The organism is Enterococcus raffinosus (assembly GCF_018917525.1).
Classification (GTDB): domain Bacteria; phylum Bacillota; class Bacilli; order Lactobacillales; family Enterococcaceae; genus Enterococcus_A; species Enterococcus_A raffinosus_A.
In genome coordinates this window covers 13,077-30,280 of sequence record NZ_JAHLOS010000005.1, presented here as the reverse complement: position 1 = coordinate 30,280, position 17,204 = coordinate 13,077, and the positions used below count along the sequence as shown (strand labels likewise).

The 17,204-nt window shown below is 40.3% G+C and carries 15 protein-coding genes; 11 read left to right on the top strand and 4 right to left on the bottom strand.

Annotated elements, in window-relative coordinates; genetic code table 11:
- The first annotated feature begins 11 nt into the window (after positions 1-11).
- The 3 genes from KQI58_RS05220 (at position 12) to KQI58_RS05210 (ending at position 3,441) form a co-directional block, all read left to right on the top strand.
- On the top strand, positions 12-923 hold the full coding sequence (locus tag KQI58_RS05220) for a sugar phosphate isomerase/epimerase family protein (protein WP_216407109.1): 912 nt from the start codon (positions 12-14) through the stop codon (positions 921-923).
- Between the two features lie 8 nt (positions 924-931).
- Positions 932-1,879 carry an ROK family protein gene (locus tag KQI58_RS05215; RefSeq protein WP_216407107.1) on the top strand — a complete coding sequence of 316 codons (948 nt, stop codon included), beginning with the start codon at positions 932-934 and terminating at the stop codon, positions 1,877-1,879.
- Positions 1,880-2,016: 137 nt separating this feature from the next.
- Positions 2,017-3,441 (top strand): cryptochrome/photolyase family protein, encoded by a 1,425-nt coding sequence (locus KQI58_RS05210; RefSeq protein WP_216407105.1) that lies wholly within the window; start codon positions 2,017-2,019, stop codon positions 3,439-3,441.
- A 57-nt stretch (positions 3,442-3,498) separates the two neighbouring features.
- Here KQI58_RS05210 and KQI58_RS05205 read toward each other — a convergent pair whose 3' ends face one another.
- Positions 3,499-4,146, bottom strand: coding sequence for a FusB/FusC family EF-G-binding protein (locus KQI58_RS05205; RefSeq protein WP_216407103.1), 648 nt, complete (start codon positions 4,144-4,146; stop codon positions 3,499-3,501).
- Between the two features lie 327 nt (positions 4,147-4,473).
- Here KQI58_RS05205 and KQI58_RS05200 point away from each other — a divergent pair, with 327 nt between their 5' ends.
- Together KQI58_RS05200 and KQI58_RS05195 are read left to right on the top strand one after the other, a co-directional pair.
- The gene (locus tag KQI58_RS05200; protein ID WP_216407100.1) at positions 4,474-4,926 is read left to right on the top strand and encodes a MarR family winged helix-turn-helix transcriptional regulator; all 453 of its coding nucleotides are present in this window, start codon (positions 4,474-4,476) and stop codon (positions 4,924-4,926) included.
- 33 nt (positions 4,927-4,959) lie between these two features.
- Positions 4,960-5,454 (top strand): GNAT family N-acetyltransferase, encoded by a 495-nt coding sequence (locus KQI58_RS05195; RefSeq protein ID WP_216407098.1) that lies wholly within the window; start codon positions 4,960-4,962, stop codon positions 5,452-5,454.
- A 43-nt stretch (positions 5,455-5,497) separates the two neighbouring features.
- Here KQI58_RS05195 and KQI58_RS05190 read toward each other — a convergent pair whose 3' ends face one another.
- A complete protein-coding gene (locus KQI58_RS05190; RefSeq protein ID WP_216407096.1) occupies positions 5,498-6,850 on the bottom strand; it encodes an MATE family efflux transporter in 1,353 nt (450 codons plus the stop codon).
- Between the two features lie 141 nt (positions 6,851-6,991).
- Between KQI58_RS05190 and KQI58_RS05185 the strand changes: the two genes are divergently transcribed.
- Positions 6,992-7,645, top strand: coding sequence for a TetR/AcrR family transcriptional regulator (locus KQI58_RS05185; protein ID WP_216407094.1), 654 nt, complete (start codon positions 6,992-6,994; stop codon positions 7,643-7,645).
- A 170-nt stretch (positions 7,646-7,815) separates the two neighbouring features.
- On the top strand, positions 7,816-8,823 hold the full coding sequence (locus KQI58_RS05180; protein ID WP_216407092.1) for an NADH:flavin oxidoreductase: 1,008 nt from the start codon (positions 7,816-7,818) through the stop codon (positions 8,821-8,823).
- A gap of 121 nt (positions 8,824-8,944) precedes the next feature.
- Here the strand turns inward: KQI58_RS05180 and KQI58_RS05175 are convergent, their stop codons facing one another.
- Complete coding sequence (locus tag KQI58_RS05175) at positions 8,945-9,532, bottom strand: TetR/AcrR family transcriptional regulator (RefSeq protein WP_016178612.1); 588 nt, start codon at positions 9,530-9,532, stop codon at positions 8,945-8,947.
- A gap of 116 nt (positions 9,533-9,648) precedes the next feature.
- Between KQI58_RS05175 and KQI58_RS05170 the strand changes: the two genes are divergently transcribed.
- From KQI58_RS05170 to KQI58_RS05155, 4 genes are all read left to right on the top strand, one after another.
- Complete coding sequence (locus KQI58_RS05170; protein ID WP_016178611.1) at positions 9,649-10,350, top strand: ABC transporter ATP-binding protein; 702 nt, start codon at positions 9,649-9,651, stop codon at positions 10,348-10,350.
- Between the two features lie 9 nt (positions 10,351-10,359).
- Entirely contained in the window at positions 10,360-13,155 is a 2,796-nt protein-coding gene (locus tag KQI58_RS05165; protein ID WP_216407090.1) for an FtsX-like permease family protein, read from the top strand.
- Positions 13,156-13,343: 188 nt separating this feature from the next.
- Entirely contained in the window at positions 13,344-15,281 is a 1,938-nt protein-coding gene (locus KQI58_RS05160; RefSeq protein WP_216407088.1) for a heavy metal translocating P-type ATPase, read from the top strand.
- Positions 15,282-15,471: 190 nt separating this feature from the next.
- On the top strand, positions 15,472-16,266 hold the full coding sequence (locus KQI58_RS05155) for an SDR family NAD(P)-dependent oxidoreductase (protein WP_216407087.1): 795 nt from the start codon (positions 15,472-15,474) through the stop codon (positions 16,264-16,266).
- A gap of 77 nt (positions 16,267-16,343) precedes the next feature.
- On the opposite strand, the gene KQI58_RS05150 is transcribed toward KQI58_RS05155, so the two are convergent.
- Positions 16,344-17,171 carry a manganese catalase family protein gene (locus KQI58_RS05150; RefSeq protein WP_216407085.1) on the bottom strand — a complete coding sequence of 276 codons (828 nt, stop codon included), beginning with the start codon at positions 17,169-17,171 and terminating at the stop codon, positions 16,344-16,346.
- Between the last annotated feature and the right edge of the window lie 33 nt (positions 17,172-17,204).

Sequence of the window (17,204 nt, the reverse complement as noted above, 5' to 3'; positions counted from 1 at the left end):
AGGGAAGGAACATGCAATTAGGATTGGTTTCAGCGATTTTAGATCAAAGTGATTTTTATGAAATGATCGATATCGTTGCTGAAAATGGATTGGATTGTGTGGAGGTTGCCTGCTGGCCTGCTGGAAAAGCAGAGCGTCGTTATGCCGGCGTTTCACACATTGACACAGAAAATCTGACAAAGAAACAAGCAGAGAAATATCAAGCCTACGCTGCTGAGAAGAAGGTTGCGATCTCGGCCTTGGCCTATTATCCGAATCCGTTGGATGAAGATTTGGAAAAACGTCAGCTAGTGATTGATCATATTTATTCAGTCATTGATGCAGCGAAATTAATGGAGATTAATTTGGTGACGACCTTTATTGGACGGATGCCTTCAAAAACGATCTCTGAAAATTTAAAGGAGGTTGAAAAGGTTTGGAAGCCGATCTTAGCATATGCGGAGAAGCAAAAAGTCAAGATCGCGATTGAGAATTGTCCGATGCTCTTTACCGAAGATGAATGGCCAGGCGGTCAAAATTTGATGACGACTCCTGCTTTATTCAGAAAAATCTTTGACCTTTTAGATAGTGAGTATCTTGGATTGAACTTTGATCCATCGCATTTTGTTTGGCAGCAAATGGATTATTTGGCTCCGATCTATGAATTCAAGGACAAGCTATTCCATGTTCATTATAAGGACATCAAGGTTTATTGGAACAAACTCCAAGAGGTCGGCGTAATGGCAACACCGTTAGAATATATGTCACCAAAATTACCAGGCTTAGGCGACGTTGATTGGGGCAAATATGTTTCGGCTTTAACCGATGTTGGTTATAGCGGCTATACCTGTATTGAAGTAGAGGATCGGGCGTATGAGTCTGATTATGAAGATGTCAAACGTTCGATCAAGCAAAGTGCCCACTACTTACGGAACTTTGTCTAGGTGATGGGATGAAAACACAAAAGAATAGACTAATCGGGATCGACATTGGTGGAACTTCCATCAAGCTTGCCATGATGGACGATGTAGGAACGATCGAGAAGAAGTGGTCGATCCCAACAAATATTGCAGAAAAAGGGAAAGACATTCCCAAGGAGATTTGTGACTCCATTCGAACGACACTTGAAGATGCTAGACTAGCAACTGTAAAAGGAATCGGGATCGGTGTACCGGGTCCGATCTCGCCAGACGGGAAAACGGTCGTTCAAGCGGTGAATTTGGATTGGAAGGATATCCCGTTAAAAGAAATAATCGAAACCGATTTAGGAATTGGCGTGTGCTTATTAAATGACGCAAATGCAGCTGCACTTGGCGAAATGTGGAAGGGCGCTGCTCAGGGCAACGCGAATTTGCTGTTCGTCACCTTAGGGACAGGCGTTGGCGGCGGCATCGTCTTAAATGGTGAAGTCTTGAATGGCTGTCATTCTTCTGGTGGGGAAATCGGGCATATCCCGATTCGCTCTGACGAACAGCGCTTGTGCGGCTGTGGTGGTAGAAATTGTTTAGAAACCTTTGCATCTGCAAATGGATTGGCGTTAAGCATGCGAAAGAAGCTGAAAGAAGTCAATGAAACTTGGCCGGAAATCACGCCGCCAATCGTTTTCGAGAAAGCGGCCCAAAAGAATGTCCACGCACAGGCAGTATTGGCGGAATTTACTGATATCTTAGGACAAGCCTTAGCTGGAATCATGAACACAATTGATGTAGAAGAAATAGTGATTGGTGGCGGACTATCTGAAGCTGGCGACCAATTGTTGCTGCCATTGAAGGAAAAGCTAGAGCAGTATGTATTTCCGCAAATCAAAGCACATTTCTCCGTAAAGAAAGCGCAGCTTGGGAATGAAGCCGGAATCTATGGGGCGGTTTATGCGTATATGGCTAAAAATAAAATGATGTAAAAAACGCTTTGTTGCCTTGAATTCAGTTGAAGGGCAATAAGGTGTTTTTATTTTTATTAAACCAATAGCATGCGTTTTCTCAGAATCTATGGTAATTTCGAATAAAGAATGGTTATTTTACTAAGGAGGTTGATTCGATGCAAACGGTTATGTGGTTTCGTCGGGATTTGAGAATACAGGACAATAAAGCGCTTTTTCATGCGTTTCAAGATTTAACTGATGAAGATGAGTTGATTTTATTATTTCAAGTTAATCCAGCGCAATTTCTAGAAGACAGTCACAATCATCACGCTTTCTTTGCAAGTCTGGCTTATTTTAAAGAAAAAATCGATGAGAAGGCGCAGCTACAAGTTCAATACGGAGAACCGATTGAATTGTTTAAACAACTAAAAAAAGCTTTGCCGGATTGGAATAAAATCTATTTCAATGAGGATACCACCGGATTTGGTGCTAAGCGAGATGATGAAGCAAAGAAATTTTTCCGACAAAACGCGATTGATTATTTTCGTTTTCAAGATCACTACCTTCATGGAGCAAATGAGATCAAAAATCAACAGGGTGAAGCCTACAAAGTATTTACTCCTTACTACAATCAATGGAAGGAACGCGTGAAGGAAACACCGATTAAGGTTAATTTTCAGGCCGAAGCGGTTTATTCAAAGGCGCTATTTCCTGCTGACAAGGAAAAGTTTGAGGAGTTAGTTGCTAAATTGCCGAAGTTTAAAAATCTTGGCGAAGAGGCGGCGCAGCGTCAATTAAAGAACTTTGTCAAAAATTCAGTGGAAAATTATGAGAAGGCTCGTGATATCCCGAGCTTAGATCAAACCAGTCATTTGTCTCAGTATTTGCGAACGGGAGAACTCTCGATTCGAACGGTTTGGCAGGCATTACAGGAGGAGAAGATCTCTCAAGGACGCAATACCTTTCAAAAAGAATTGTGTTGGCGGGATTTCTACAATATGATCTTTACGAATCATCCTCGTCAACAAAATGAACCGATCCAAACACAATTTCGCTTCATTCAATGGGAAAAAGATAAAGAAAAGTTCAAAAAGTGGCAAGAAGGCAAAACCGGCTTTCCGATCGTTGATGCAGCAATGCGTCAGCTGAATGAAACAGGGTGGATGCACAATCGTCTGCGGATGATCACCGCTTCTTTTTTGACGAAGGATCTGCTGATTGATTGGCGCTGGGGTGAGCAGTATTTCCAGCAACAATTGATCGATTATGATCCTGCCAGCAATATCGGTGGCTGGCAGTGGGCCGCTTCAACTGGAACCGATGCTGTACCGTATTTTCGCGTGTTCAACCCTGCGACGCAATCACAAAAATTCGATAAAGAAGGAAAATTTATCAAGAAATATGTGAAGGAATTGAAAAATGTTCCCGAAAAGCTGATTCATCAACCAGAAAAAATGACGCAGGCAGAGCAAGAAGAATATGGGGTGATTTTTGATAAAGACTATCCAAGACCAATTGTGGATCATAAAGAACGACGAAAACGCGCAATTTCAGCTTATGAGGCCAGTAAAGAATATGCTCGTGAAGTAAAAGAAAATTGAAACAACAGAAAAGAGAGGAGACATACAGTCATTTGTATGTTTCCTCTCTTAATTTAATTATTTTGTCACTGTGTCCCAGAAGCGGTCTAAGGTTTCTAATTGTGTCAGTTGGCGATTGCATTGATCGCTATCGGTACAAATATAGTTGCCCTTTTTAGTATACGTGCCGTCTCCTGCGGATTTAGTGGTTGCTAAAAAGAAAGCCACGGTGCTGATTTGATTGCAGATGGCACAATGCCCTTTTTGCACATCGGTACTAAAGCTACCGTAGGCACCGACAAAACGTCCGTCTATTTTACGAAGCAAGTATTTGCGATTCGTTCCGCTGTCGTTCCAGCCTAAATAGCTTAATTCTCGAAAATCTTTCGCTTCCAGGTCAGGAAACTGCATTTTCTTGACTTTACGGAAGCTTTTTTCGATTTGTTTTGTTGAAGGCACATCCATCGCAATGACAAACTGCTTCATTTCTTCAAACAGCTTTTCAAATTTATCCCGCGTGAGTCCGGTATCAAGAAATTGTTCCCAGTATGTTGCTAGTAAAGGATTGCGACCAAAAAATTCTTCGGTCCTTCCTTGAATCAATGTCTGTAAAGTGACGATAGTCTGTTTGTCGTTGACTGAATGGTAGGCGCTGACAAGTTCGCTGACCTGCTGCTTGCAGTACCAATATTCATAAGGGGTTAAAACGTTATTTTCTGTATTCATTGTTGATTTTCCTCATTTCTCTCTTTGAGGAAAATTACTTTTCCGTCAAAGAACTAATCGTTTAATAAGTAGGATAGTTCTTTGAGCGTACGATACAAGATGAATGGGTCATCATGATCTCCTCCTAATGTTGCATGTTGCGTACATTCGATAGAATAAATCATTCTTCGCGTTTCTACAAGTCTTTTCTTCTGATAAACAGATAATTTGGGGGATTTTTCTTTTTTAGCGCAATATAGTTGATAAAGTAAACTAAATGTCTTATACTTTGGTAAAGTTAATAAGGTTGACAAAGTAAACTATTTTCGCAAAAGGAGGTGTCCCTTTTTGGATACCCGTGACGTCAGAAGGTTTAATCGATATTACACAAGAATTCTCGGAGTGTTTGATCAAAAAGTCTTTGATCTGGATTATTCGATGATAGAAATGCGCATCTTAGGGGAAATTGGTCGTCACCCCAGTATTACCGCAAATGATTTGACAAAATGTTTGAATATCAAAAAGAGTTATCTTAGTCGAAAACTAAGTAAACTAGAACGAGTGAACTACATTTTAAAAAAGAAAAATCCTGATGATAGCAGGAGTATGCATCTTTTTCTCAGTGAAAAGGGTCTTGAACTAAACAAATATGTCGAGGAACAATCGGATCAAAAAGTACTGGAGCTATTAGCGCCTTTGGATGAGGCAAGCTATCAGGAGCTAGTCACTGCCATGAAAACTATCGAGAAGATTTTATATCAGGTTGTACCAAATGAGTTGGAAAGTAGAAAGCAAGGTTAGAACTGATTCATTACTTATAAAGGAGTGTTTTGGATGAACGAAATAGAGATTGTCCCATTTGAAGAGAAATATACACAGCAAGTCGTTGATTTGATTCTTCCGATTCAACGGGATGAATTTAATATTGATATCAGTATCGAAGATCAGCCAGATCTTTTAAGCATTCAAGAAGAATATATCGATACAGGTGGGAATTTTTGGATAGCGCTTTCTTGTAGTCGAGTTATTGGAACGATTGCCTTAGTTAAGCTGGAAAATCATTGCGGTGCCATCAAAAAAATGTTTGCTGCAAAGGAATTTCGGGGCGAAAAGCAGGTAGGAAAGAAGCTTCTGAATACACTGGTCACTTACTGTAAGAATCAAGGGTATGTACGTTTGTATTTGGGCACCGTTGATGTGCTGAAAGCAGCGCAGAAATTTTATAAGAAGCATGATTTTCAGTTGATTGATAAATCAGAAATGCCAAAGGATTATCATTTGATGGATGTGGATACGGTCTTTTTCATGCGTGATTTAATAAAGGAATAAAAAATACCTCTTGATCATTTTTTGTGATCAAGAGGTATTTTTGCTAAGCCCGAAAATCTTTTCGATAGTAGAGATAGAAGCCGATACCAATCAAGAAGGCGATGAATTCTGTAACTGTTGAAGCCCAAACCAATCCATGCAACCCAAACTGATGATTCATCATTAGAATGATCGGAACGATCAGTAAACTTTGTACGATCGAGATAACGATCGTAGGTAGTCCTTTACCAGTTCCTTGAAACATTCCTAAAATCAATCCAGCAAAGCCATTGAAAATCGTTGTTGCTAACGAAGCCGTCAAAATATACTCTCCAATACGAATCAAACTACGACTGTTTGTAAATAATCCAAGAATACTATAACGAAAAACATAAGTTAGTGAAACAAAGACAAATACAATCAATGCAATAAAGAAGGCGGCTGTTTTGAAGCTCTCATTCAATCGTTTCTTATTTTTACTAGAATAATTATATGCAAACAATGGAACGACACCGAAGAAAATACCCATAACTAAAAATTGAGGGACCTGAACGAAACGAGTCGCGATTCCAAAACCGGCGATTACATCATCACCATAATGAATTGCAAAAATGTTCAACAATAATGTTGATACAATCATGAAACCAGAATTCATTAATTCAGAAACACCGATTTTTAACACTTCCAATTGATCCATAAGGGAGATCATAAAGTGATTGGCAAACCCCTTCAAATGTTCGCTCTTTTGGGATAGATAATACAGGTAGTAAAGCAACGAAGCCAAATTTGCTGCACCGATAGCTAATGTCGCACCAATCACATGAAGATGAAGAAATAAGATCAGTAGTGGATCAAAAATCAGGTTGATCACTACATTGATGATCATTCCGTACATCGATTCTTTCGCTGCACCTTCTGAGCGGACAACTTGTTCCAAAGTGAAATTTACCGTAGTGGTGAAACCTGTCAAAAGTAGAGCAACCACGTATTGCATCGCAAAATTGTGGATTTCCGCATCAACTCCTAATAGCCGTAATAAGGGATTAATAAACAAAATTCCCAGACCACCCAAGATAATCGCAGCGATCAAACTCATATAGAAGGCATAGCCTGCAACTTTTTTTGCCTTTTTATTCTCACCAACGGCAATCAGACGAGTGATATAAGTGCTTGAGCCCACGCCAAACATATTTCCAATCGCCATTAAAAAAATAAACACTGGCATACCAATGGTGATGGCCGACATCATATTAGTGTTGTGTAACAGTCCGATAAAGTACGCATTGACCACACTATAGATCGCGCCGACAGATGTCCCAATCATCATGGGCACTGATAAATTCAGCACAGCCCTGCGCACAGGTGCTTCCTTCAATATATATTCATTTGATTCATCAATCATCTGTTCCATATCCATAATAAAACCTCTCTCCAATTTGATCTAACACTGTTAGTCTGAATCTAACGGTGTTAGATTAACATGATTGAAAAGAGAATGCAAGAATAAACTAACACCGTTAGTTTTCTGGTATAATACTATTAATCAGGAGGGTATTAAATGATGAAAAATAAAATTGGCGAGGTAGAGATACTTGAAGCAGCATGGAAACTGCTAGCTCAAGAAGGCATCGAGAATTTCAGCATGAGGAAGCTGTCTCAATTATTAAATATCAAAGCGCCCTCGCTTTATTGGTATGTAAAAAGTAAAGAAGAAATATTTAACAAATTAGCTTCACAAGTAATTCAAGAAATCTTAGCAGAGGTCTTGGTAACAGACGATTGGCGAGAGCAGCTCATTCTTTACGGCGAAATAATTTCTCAAAAACTGCGTCAGTATCCTTATTCGGCCCATCTACTTTTACGTATCACGCCGGATAATGTTGACTTATTGAAGATAAATAACGAGTTGCTGAAGGTGATCGAAATCTTACCGCTTAAAGACAATCAGAAGTTTGCCAGTATGACCTCCTTTCTCAACTATATTATTTCCTTTGAGATCGATTATTTGGCTCAAAAGGATAATTATGAAAAAATAGATCAAAAACCTGAGGGCTGGCTAGATCAACTACTGGTTGGCTACGGAGAGAATGAACCGATTGTTCGAATGATCCATACGAACACGTTAGAATCTTTAGGAAGTGATGAGACTTTTTTATGGGGATTGGAGATTTTTGTTAATGGTTTGGCAACGTTGAGTGCTAAATCGGATTAACTCTTTGATAGCCAATCTTAGTGTAGATGGTGAAAAATTTATAGTTAAAATAAATCGGGAAAATTATCAATCAATATGTACAAATCGACTATTCTGATCATTGCCAACCTGATAAACTAATAGCATATAGTAATCAGTCTTTTAGAGAAGAAATCAGAGGAGGATTAAGTATGAGTTTGTTGGGAATGCCAATCAAAATAGGAACATTGGACGTACCAAATCGTCTTGTTCTGCCGCCAATTGCAACATCAAAATCTCAAGAAAACGGGGAGATTACTGAGGAGCTCTGTCAATACTATGCAGAAAAATCTGCAGGTGGTCATATCGGTTTATTGATTACGGAGCACAGCTATATCAGTCCGGAAGGGAAGGCTGGTAAGGGTCAAATGTCGATTGCAAAAGACAGTGATATAGCAGGATTGGAAAGACTAGTCTCTACGATTCATCAAGCGAATACTAAAACGTTCGCTCAGATCAATCATGCTGGCGCACGAGCGAAACAGGAAATCATTGGCTGTTTACCAAAAAGTGCTAGCTCTATAGGTCATCCGAAATTCGCTAAAAATGAATCTTTACCACTTGAGATGACCTACGATGATATTCAAAAGGTTATCGCTGATTTTGCGGCAGCAGCTATAAGAGCGAAAAAAGCGGGTTATGATGGGGTCGAAATTCATGCTGCCCATGCCTATTTACTGACTCAGTTCTATTCACCTTTGACGAATAAACGCGAAGATCAATACAATGGGTACTCGATCGAAGGAAGGATCAAACTGCATCTAGAGATAATTCACGCAGTTCGTGAAGTAGTAGGCTCTGATTTTCCAATTGCCATTCGATTGGGAGCAAGTGATCATACAACTGGCGGCACGACAATTGAAGACAGCCTTATAGCTGTTAAAGCTTTTGAAAAAGCCGGAATCGATTTACTAGATATTTCCGGTGGATTCAGCTCCTATGTAAGTCCAAATAGTACTGAACAAGGGTATTTTAGTGATATGACAGAAGCAATCAAACGAAGTGTGGAAATTCCTGTTATTTTGACAGGTGGTATCGTAGAGGCGACTGTGGCTGAAAAGCTTTTACGAGAAGAAAAAGCCGATATGATTGGTGTTGGACGAGCGATTTTTAAAGACTCCAATTGGGCAAAGCAGGCATTTTTAGCCTTAGAAAAGTAAGTTTCTTGGTTCAATAATAGAAATTGAATGATGATGAGAGAGAAAGTTTATTAAAAAACTCTATAAATGAACGTGAACGCTCCTTTTACTAGCAATTTAGATAGTAAAAGGAGCGTTTTTTCTAGATCAATAATTCGTATGGAGATATCTGTCTGGCCTTAAAAACCATGGTGGCGATATCTTCAGGAGATTCTGTTCCGCCCTTTTTGATCCATAATAAAATAATCGCTACGATGCTTGATAGGAGAATCTCCAAGGCATAATCCTCTGGAAGATTTTCTTTTTTAAATTCTAATTCTGTGGATTGACTGATTTTCGATTCAATCAATTCGGATAAAATGCCTTTGATCATCGCGACAAATTGTGGATCGCCGCCTGGTCCTGCCAGAGCACTGATAAAATCAAAATCCTGTTTGACGTAAATCAAAGCTTCCAAAATCAAAGGGTAAGGAATCAGCTCCAATGGGTCATTGACATCTCCAACATTTGGCCGCAGTAAAATAGCCTTCAAATCATTGATTGTTTCCATCTCTAATTTATCCATCAAATCATACTTATCAATATAGTGTGTATAAAAGGTCCCCCGATTGATCCCAGCTTCGCGAGCAATCTCCATCACCGTCAGTCCTTCAAATCCCTTTTCATGTATCAATCGAGTGAAGGCACGTTTAATTTCTTGTTTACTCGCAGTTTTTCTTTTATTTCCCATCGTTATCCTCCTAATTGAACAGAACTGGACAAAGTGTTTATTGCATTGTTCATTTATTAATTCTATACTAATTCCATTATTTAATCAACACGTTGTTCAATTAAGGAGGAAGTTTTATGAGTTACATCGAAATGGTCCACAATTACAAAAGCTATCAAACAGGTGAAACGGAGATCTTGGCAAACAAAAATGTCAATTTTAAAGTAGAAAAGGGGGAACTAGCCATCGTATTAGGCCCTTCTGGCGCTGGAAAATCGACAGTCTTGAATATTCTTGGAGGAATGGATAAAAATACCAAAGGGCAAGTAATCATCGATGGCAATAATATCGCGGATTATACAGCTAAGCAGCTTACCGAATATCGGCGGGAAAGCGTCGGATTTGTCTTCCAATTTTATAATTTGGTTCCCAATTTGACAGCGAAAGAAAATGTTGAGCTTGCCTCTGAGATCGTCGAAGAGGCTACCGATCCTGAACAGGTTTTGGAAGAGGTGGGCTTGAAGAATCGGATGAATAATTTTCCTGCCCAATTATCAGGCGGGGAACAACAACGGGTCGCGATTGCTCGAGCGGTCGCGAAAAATCCAAAAATATTGCTATGTGATGAGCCGACAGGGGCATTAGATTACCAAACGGGGAAGCAGGTTCTGCAAATTTTGCAGGACATGAGCCGAGAAAAAGGCTCAACGGTAATCATCGTGACACATAATGCAGCGCTGGCGCCAATCGCTGACCGGGTGATTCGTATGCACGATGCTCAGGTAAAGGAAATTATGGTAAATCAAAATCCTAAGAAAATTTCAGAGATTGAATGGTAGGTGGAAACGATGAGGAAAAAGAAAACGTTATGGAAAGATATTTTCCGTTCATTTAGATATTCGAAGGGCCGATTCGTTTCAATTTTACTATTGATGATGATCAGCTCCTTTGCTCTAGTAGGTTTAAAGGTAACTGGACCAGATATGCGGGAAACGGGGAAAAACTATTTTTCTGAGTTGAATATGGCGGATGTCTCGGTGATTGGCAGCTATGGGATCGATGACTCTGACCGCGAGGCAATAGAAAAAACGGATGGCGTACGTCAAATTGAGTATGGCTATTTGAAGGATGTCACCAAGAAAGATACGACCGAGAGCTTTCGGCTTTTTTCTAAGACGAAGGACATTTCTACTTATCAAATAGAGAAAGGGCGAATGCCAAAAAAAGACACGGAGATTGCATTGGATGCGAAATGTGCAGATAACTACAAGCTAGGGGATACGATCAGCTTTACTGAAAAAGCCGATATCACAAATTCCAAGATCTTGAAAAAGAATTCTTTCAAAATCGTCGGCTTTGTCAACACCTCTGAGGTCGTATCATCCCTCAATCGCGGTCAGTCAACGGCTGGTACTGGTGAATTGAAAAGCTTTGGTGTGGTGAGCGCCTCGAACTTTGATTCGCCGTATTATATGATCGTTCGCATGACCTTTAAGGATACGAAAAATCTAGATCCCTATTCGGACAACTATACAAAGAAGGTCCAAAAGCACAAAGACGATTTAAATGAGCAATTGGAGGAGCAACCGGAAAAACGGTTAACGGCGATTAAAGCGGACTATCAAACGAAAATGAATGATGCAAAAAGACAAATGAACGCTGCCCGCGTACAGTTATCTGATGGTCAACAGCAACTAGATGCGGGAAAAGAACAGCTGACTGCTGCCCGCCAAGAGCTAGAACTGAAAAAGCAGCAAATGGGTGGGTCGGAAAATGTTCCTGAACAACTTAAAACACAATTAGCTACTAGTGAACAGGAATTGGCACAAAAAGAAGCCGAGTATCAAACACAGCTGAATCAGTTTGAAGCAAAGAAAAATGATGTGCAGAAGAAGTTGAACACAAGTGAAAGCCAGCTTTCAGAAGCACAAACGACGGTAGACCAATTAAAAAAACCAGTGTATTCAGTCAACAATCGTCGGGAATTACCCGGCTCCGAAGGGTACAGAATCTATAACAGTATTTCGTCGATCGTAGATGCTTTAGCAAATGTTTTTCCGGTTTTCCTATTTCTAGTAGCTGCCCTTGTGACGTTTACCACCATGGGGCGCTTTGTGGATGAGGAGCGGAAAAATTCTGGAGCGCTGAAAGCTTTAGGCTATACTGATAGAGATATTTACAAGAAATTTGTGGTTTATGGGTTGAGCTCCAGTATGATCGGATCGATCATCGGAATTGTATTAGGCCACACTTTGCTGCCGATGATTGTCTATAGCACCTATCAAGATGGCTTCATCCTTCCTGAACTAACGCTGAAGTTTCACTGGGGGATCTCAGTATTGGCATGTGTTCTAGCCTTTATCAGCGCGGTGATCCCTGCACTGATCTCAGCGAAAAAGGAATTGCGCGAACGACCAGCGGATCTACTGCTGCCTAAAGCCCCTGCAGAAGGCTCAAGGATTTTATTGGAAAGAATTCCTTTTATTTGGAATCACCTGAGCTTTACCCATAAAGTAACGGCTCGAAATCTTTTCCGTTATAAAAAACGGATGCTGATGACGATTTTCGGGGTTGCCGGTTCGGTCACTTTATTATTTGCCGGCTTTAGTGTGCAGCACTCGATTGAAGGAATCAATGAACGGCAATTTGGCGAGCTGATCCGCTATGATATGATCGTGGCTGAATCAGACACGCTGACACCTGACAAAAAGGACGAAATTAAGCAGCAGCTATCGGATCCTGCGATACAGGAATACGCGCCTGTTCATTATGAAACCATGACAAAAGCTGCCGGAGCGAATCACGACAGCCAAGAAATCAAATTGATCGTACCTGAGAAAACACAAAATTTTGACGACTATATTCATTTAAATGAACGAAAAACCAAAAAAACGTTGCAGCTGAGTGATGACGGCGTGATCATTACTGAACGATTAGCGAATTTGTTGAATGTGGAGGTTGGCGATCAGATCAAGGTCAAGGATGCAGAAAACCAAAACCGAACGATGAAGGTGGACGGAATCACTGAAATGTACATGGGTCATTTCATGTTTATGAACAAAACGGAGTATCAGTCTGTCTTTAAGGAGGATTTCCAATCCAATGCTTCATTGGTCAATCTAAAGAACCCGTCCAAAGCGAATACCAAAAAACAAGCGGCGAAATTTATTAATCTGGCAGGAGTCGCCGGTGTCGTTCAAAATACGACGATGACTAGTCAAATTGATATGATTGTTACATCGCTGAATAAAATCATGGAGGTCCTTGTCTTTATTGCTGTGCTGATAGCGGTCGTGATCCTGTATAATTTAACGAACATCAATGTATCTGAACGAATTCGTGAGCTTTCTACCATTAAGGTATTGGGATTTTATGACAAAGAGGTCACACTGTACATTTATCGTGAAACAATTTTGCTGACAGCAATCGGGATCGTCGTTGGTTTCGGGTTAGGTGAATGGCTGCACCAGTTTATTCTTACCTCGGTTCCACCAAATGATGCGATGTTTAATCCAGCGTTGTCCAGTATCAGCTTTATTGTACCGACAGTAATCATTGTTATTGTGACGACCATTCTTGGATTTGTCATCAATCGCCGTTTGAAAAATGTCGATATGTTAGAGGCCTTGAAATCAGTGGATTAAATGAAATCCACTCAACTCAATAAATGTTAAATAGAACTCTTTATCGGATAGATTATCTGATAAAGAGTTTTTTCTTTGGTTAAGCCTAAGACTACACTTGACATATGAATATGCATTCATATATAATTGATTCAAATATATGAATGATTGTTCATATGTAATTCGAATAATGAAAAGAGGAGAGTATTATGGAAAAAACAAACATGCATCTGCATGATCAGAAAACCAAGCACGACCACGACCATGAACACAGCCATGGAGGAAAAGTGATGATCGGGTTCTTCTTTGTAGGACTTGCGGCATTTCTGGTTGGTTTTATTTTGGAGAGCAGTAGTAGTTTTTATTCTAATTTAGCATTCATCCTTTCAGTTGTTACTGCGGGTTATCATATTATTCTTGAAGGGATCGGCGATACGATCAGAAATTCCAACACTGCGAAAAAATTCCAGCCAAACGTCCATTTTTTGATGGCGTTGGCCGCTGCTGGAGCAATTATTATCGGTAAGTATGAAGAAGCCGCAATGCTGATCGTCATTTTCGCCAGCGCGCATTTTTTAGAAGATTATGTATATGGAAAGAGCAAGAGAGAGATCACGAATTTATTAAACTTGAATCCGACTGAAGCTAGAATCATCGCTCCAGATGGCAGTACCAAAGTAGTTCCAGTCGAAGAAGTGAAGATCGGTGATACCCTTCAAGTTCTTAATGGCGCTCAAGTTCCTACCGATGGTATCGTGTTAACAGGGACGACTGCCATTGATGAATCCTCTATTAATGGAGAAAGTATTCCAAAAGAAAAAACGGTTGGTGACGAGGTATTCGGCAGTACGATCAATGGCTCCGGTACTATCACGATGAAGGTTACGAAGGATAGCTCAGAAACAGTTTTTTCGAAAATTTTACAGCTAGTGGATCAGTCGCAAAAAAGCTTGACTAAAACCGCAACCTTAATTCAACGTCTAGAACCCAAATACGTGACGATCGTTTTGGCACTATTTCCGTTTGTTCTTCTAGCAGGTCCAGCGGTGTTTGGCTGGAGTTGGGAATTGAGTTTGTATCGAAGTATTGTTTATTTGATTTCAGTTTCACCCTGTGCCTTGGCAGCCAGTGCGGTTCCAACGACCTTAGCAACGATTTCAAATTTATCTAAAAAAGGCGTGCTGATTAAAGGTGGCGCCTACCTATCAAAACTGCAAGAACTCAAAGCAATTTCGTTTGATAAAACCGGTACGTTGACTAATGGACGACCAGTGGTTACGGACTATTCCTTTGAAAATGAGCTCGATCAAAACGAATTGATTGATTTAGTCGTTGCTATGGAAAAACAATCAAATCATCCACTGGCGACAGCGATCATCAATCAATTTCCTGATAGAAAAACTCTTGAGATTGAAAGCGAAAATGAAATCGGTCGCGGACTGTCAACGACCTACAAGGATTATCAGTATCGGATCGGAAAACCCGCTTCTTTTGAGAAAGTTTCTTTCATTTATAAAGAGAAAGCGAAAGAGCTTGCCTCTGAAGGAAAGACAGTCGTTTATATTGGAAAGAACGAACAAGTTATTGGCCTGATCGCTTTAATGGATGTGCCGAATCAGCATGCAAAAGCGGCAATCACATATTTCAAAGAAGCAGGACTGCATACTACCATGATCACTGGTGACGCAAAATTAACAGGTGAAGCTGTTGGAAAACAAATCGGAGTGGATGAAGTTGTAGCGAATGTCATGCCCGAAGATAAAGCAGCGATCATCAAAGAACAACAGCGAAAATACGGCTCAACCGGTATGCTGGGCGATGGGATCAATGATGCCCCTGCACTTGTTACCGCAGATGTCGGGATTGCGATGGGCGACGGAACCGATGTCGCTATGGATGTCGCCGATCTGGTTTTGATGAAGAACGATCTGTCCAAGCTTGTTTATGCTCACAAGCTAAGCAAAAAGATGAATAAAATTACTTGGCAGAATATCGCTTTTTCAATGCTGGTTGTTCTAACCTTGGTCACACTAAACTTTCTAGGGAAAATGGATATTACCATCGGTGTGATTATGCATGAAGGCAGTACGATTTTAGTTATTCTAAATGCGTTGAGAATGCTGAAGACGCCGAAGAAATATCTGTAGGAGGTTCCTGTTTGCGGGATGTGATGGACAATACAGGGGAAGGAAAAACATTGAATAGATGATTTATTTCTAATACAAAACAGAGAAAGGTTCAACTAATTGACAGTTACTCTTAATAACTATTAGAATTCGAGTATTAAGCTTGCATATTACTACTATTTCATTAAAAGAATAGCTGGAGGAGATAGAAATGGAATTAGATTTAAAAGGAAAAACCGCATTGGTCACCGGTTCAACAAAAGGAATCGGGAAGGCGATTGCTTGGGAATTGGCAAAAGAAGGGGCGAATGTCATTATCAATGGTCGCCATAATCAGGAAGTTGAAGCTGTTGTGAAGGAAATACAAACGCAGTTTCCACAAACAGCACCACAGGCAGCAACCTATGATCTAGCTGAGGAAAGCGAACGTCAAGAATTATTTGAAGCCTATCCGAATGTGGATATTTTGATCAATAATATGGGGATTTTTCAGCCAAAGGACTATTTTGAAATCTCAGATGAGCTTTGGCAGCATTTTATCGATGTAAATTTCTATTCGGGAAATGCGTTGGCGAAGTTTTATTTACCGAAAATGCTATCTGCTGATTTTGGTCGAGTGATCTTTATTGCGAGTGAAGAAGCGATCATGCCTTCTGGTGAAATGCCGCAGTACAGTTTGACGAAAACAATGAACCTTTCTTTGGCAAAGAGCTTGTCTAAGTTGACAAAGGGAACGAATGTGACCGTTAATACGATCATGCCAGGCTCAACGTTGACTGAAGGCGTTCAACAAATGTTAGTGGACATGTACAGTGACACGGATTTACCAGAAAGTGAATGGGAAAGCGACTTTATGAAAAATCATCGCCCGCTATCCCAAATTCAACGATTAATTCGTCCAGAAGAAATTGGTCGCTTTGCGGCTTTTGTCTCTAGTCCTTATGCGCGATCTTTTTCAGGGGCGGCATTACGTTTAGATGGTGGATTAGTACCGACTATTTTCTAATTAAAAAATCAATAGCCCAAAAGAGCCCTCAACGAAGAAATTTGTTGAGGGCTCTTTTGTAATCATGTAATTAGCGATTATTTAGTTGGCGGAGTGCCGTACATTTTGGGTGTAACAGGGTCAAGCTTAGGTGCTTTTCCTTCGACTTTAGGTTCCTTCAAGTAATTGTATTCACCTTCACCATCTAATGCTTTGCCTTTAGCCCAGCTGCCTTTTTTACTTTCTTCTCCTTCAGAGAAATTGTAGAAATCGTAGGCAATATCTAGACGTTCATTCTCTCTTGGGAAAGTACTAGGGACTAAAATGCTTTTTTCTTTTTCTTCTAGCTCTTTGACGGCAGTAGCCCATAAATTTTGGTGATAGCTGTCACGGGCTAATAATACGGATAATAAATCCTTCACACCTTTATCTTCAATCATTTCGTAAATTCTAGCTACTTGTAGTCGACCTTGTGATTCCGCATTTAAGTTTGCTCTAAAATCAGCGAGCAAATTTCCACTGGCTATGATGTAGCCGCCGCTCCATGGATTTCCCATACTGTCAGCAGGGCGTGGTCCTAATCCAGCAACGATGGCTTGCTGCGGATTCATCCCAGCAATGATTGCACCGATAGCAGGATCACTTTTCATCGCTGATTCTTGATCTTCGACAGGGGCATCCTCTAAAAGACGAGCCACCATGGTTGCTAACATTTCTACATGTCCGATTTCTTCTGTCGCGATATCCATCAGCATATCTTTATATTTTTCTTCTCCGCGCATACTCCAACCTTGAAATAAATACTGCATGGCAACGCTCATTTCACCATATTGTCCACCAATCAGTTCCTGCAGATATTTGGCAATTACGGGATTTGGACGATCTGGCTTTGCTTCAAACTGTAGTTCTTTTTTGTGTAAAAACATCTCAATATTCACTCCTAGTTTTTTATTTACATG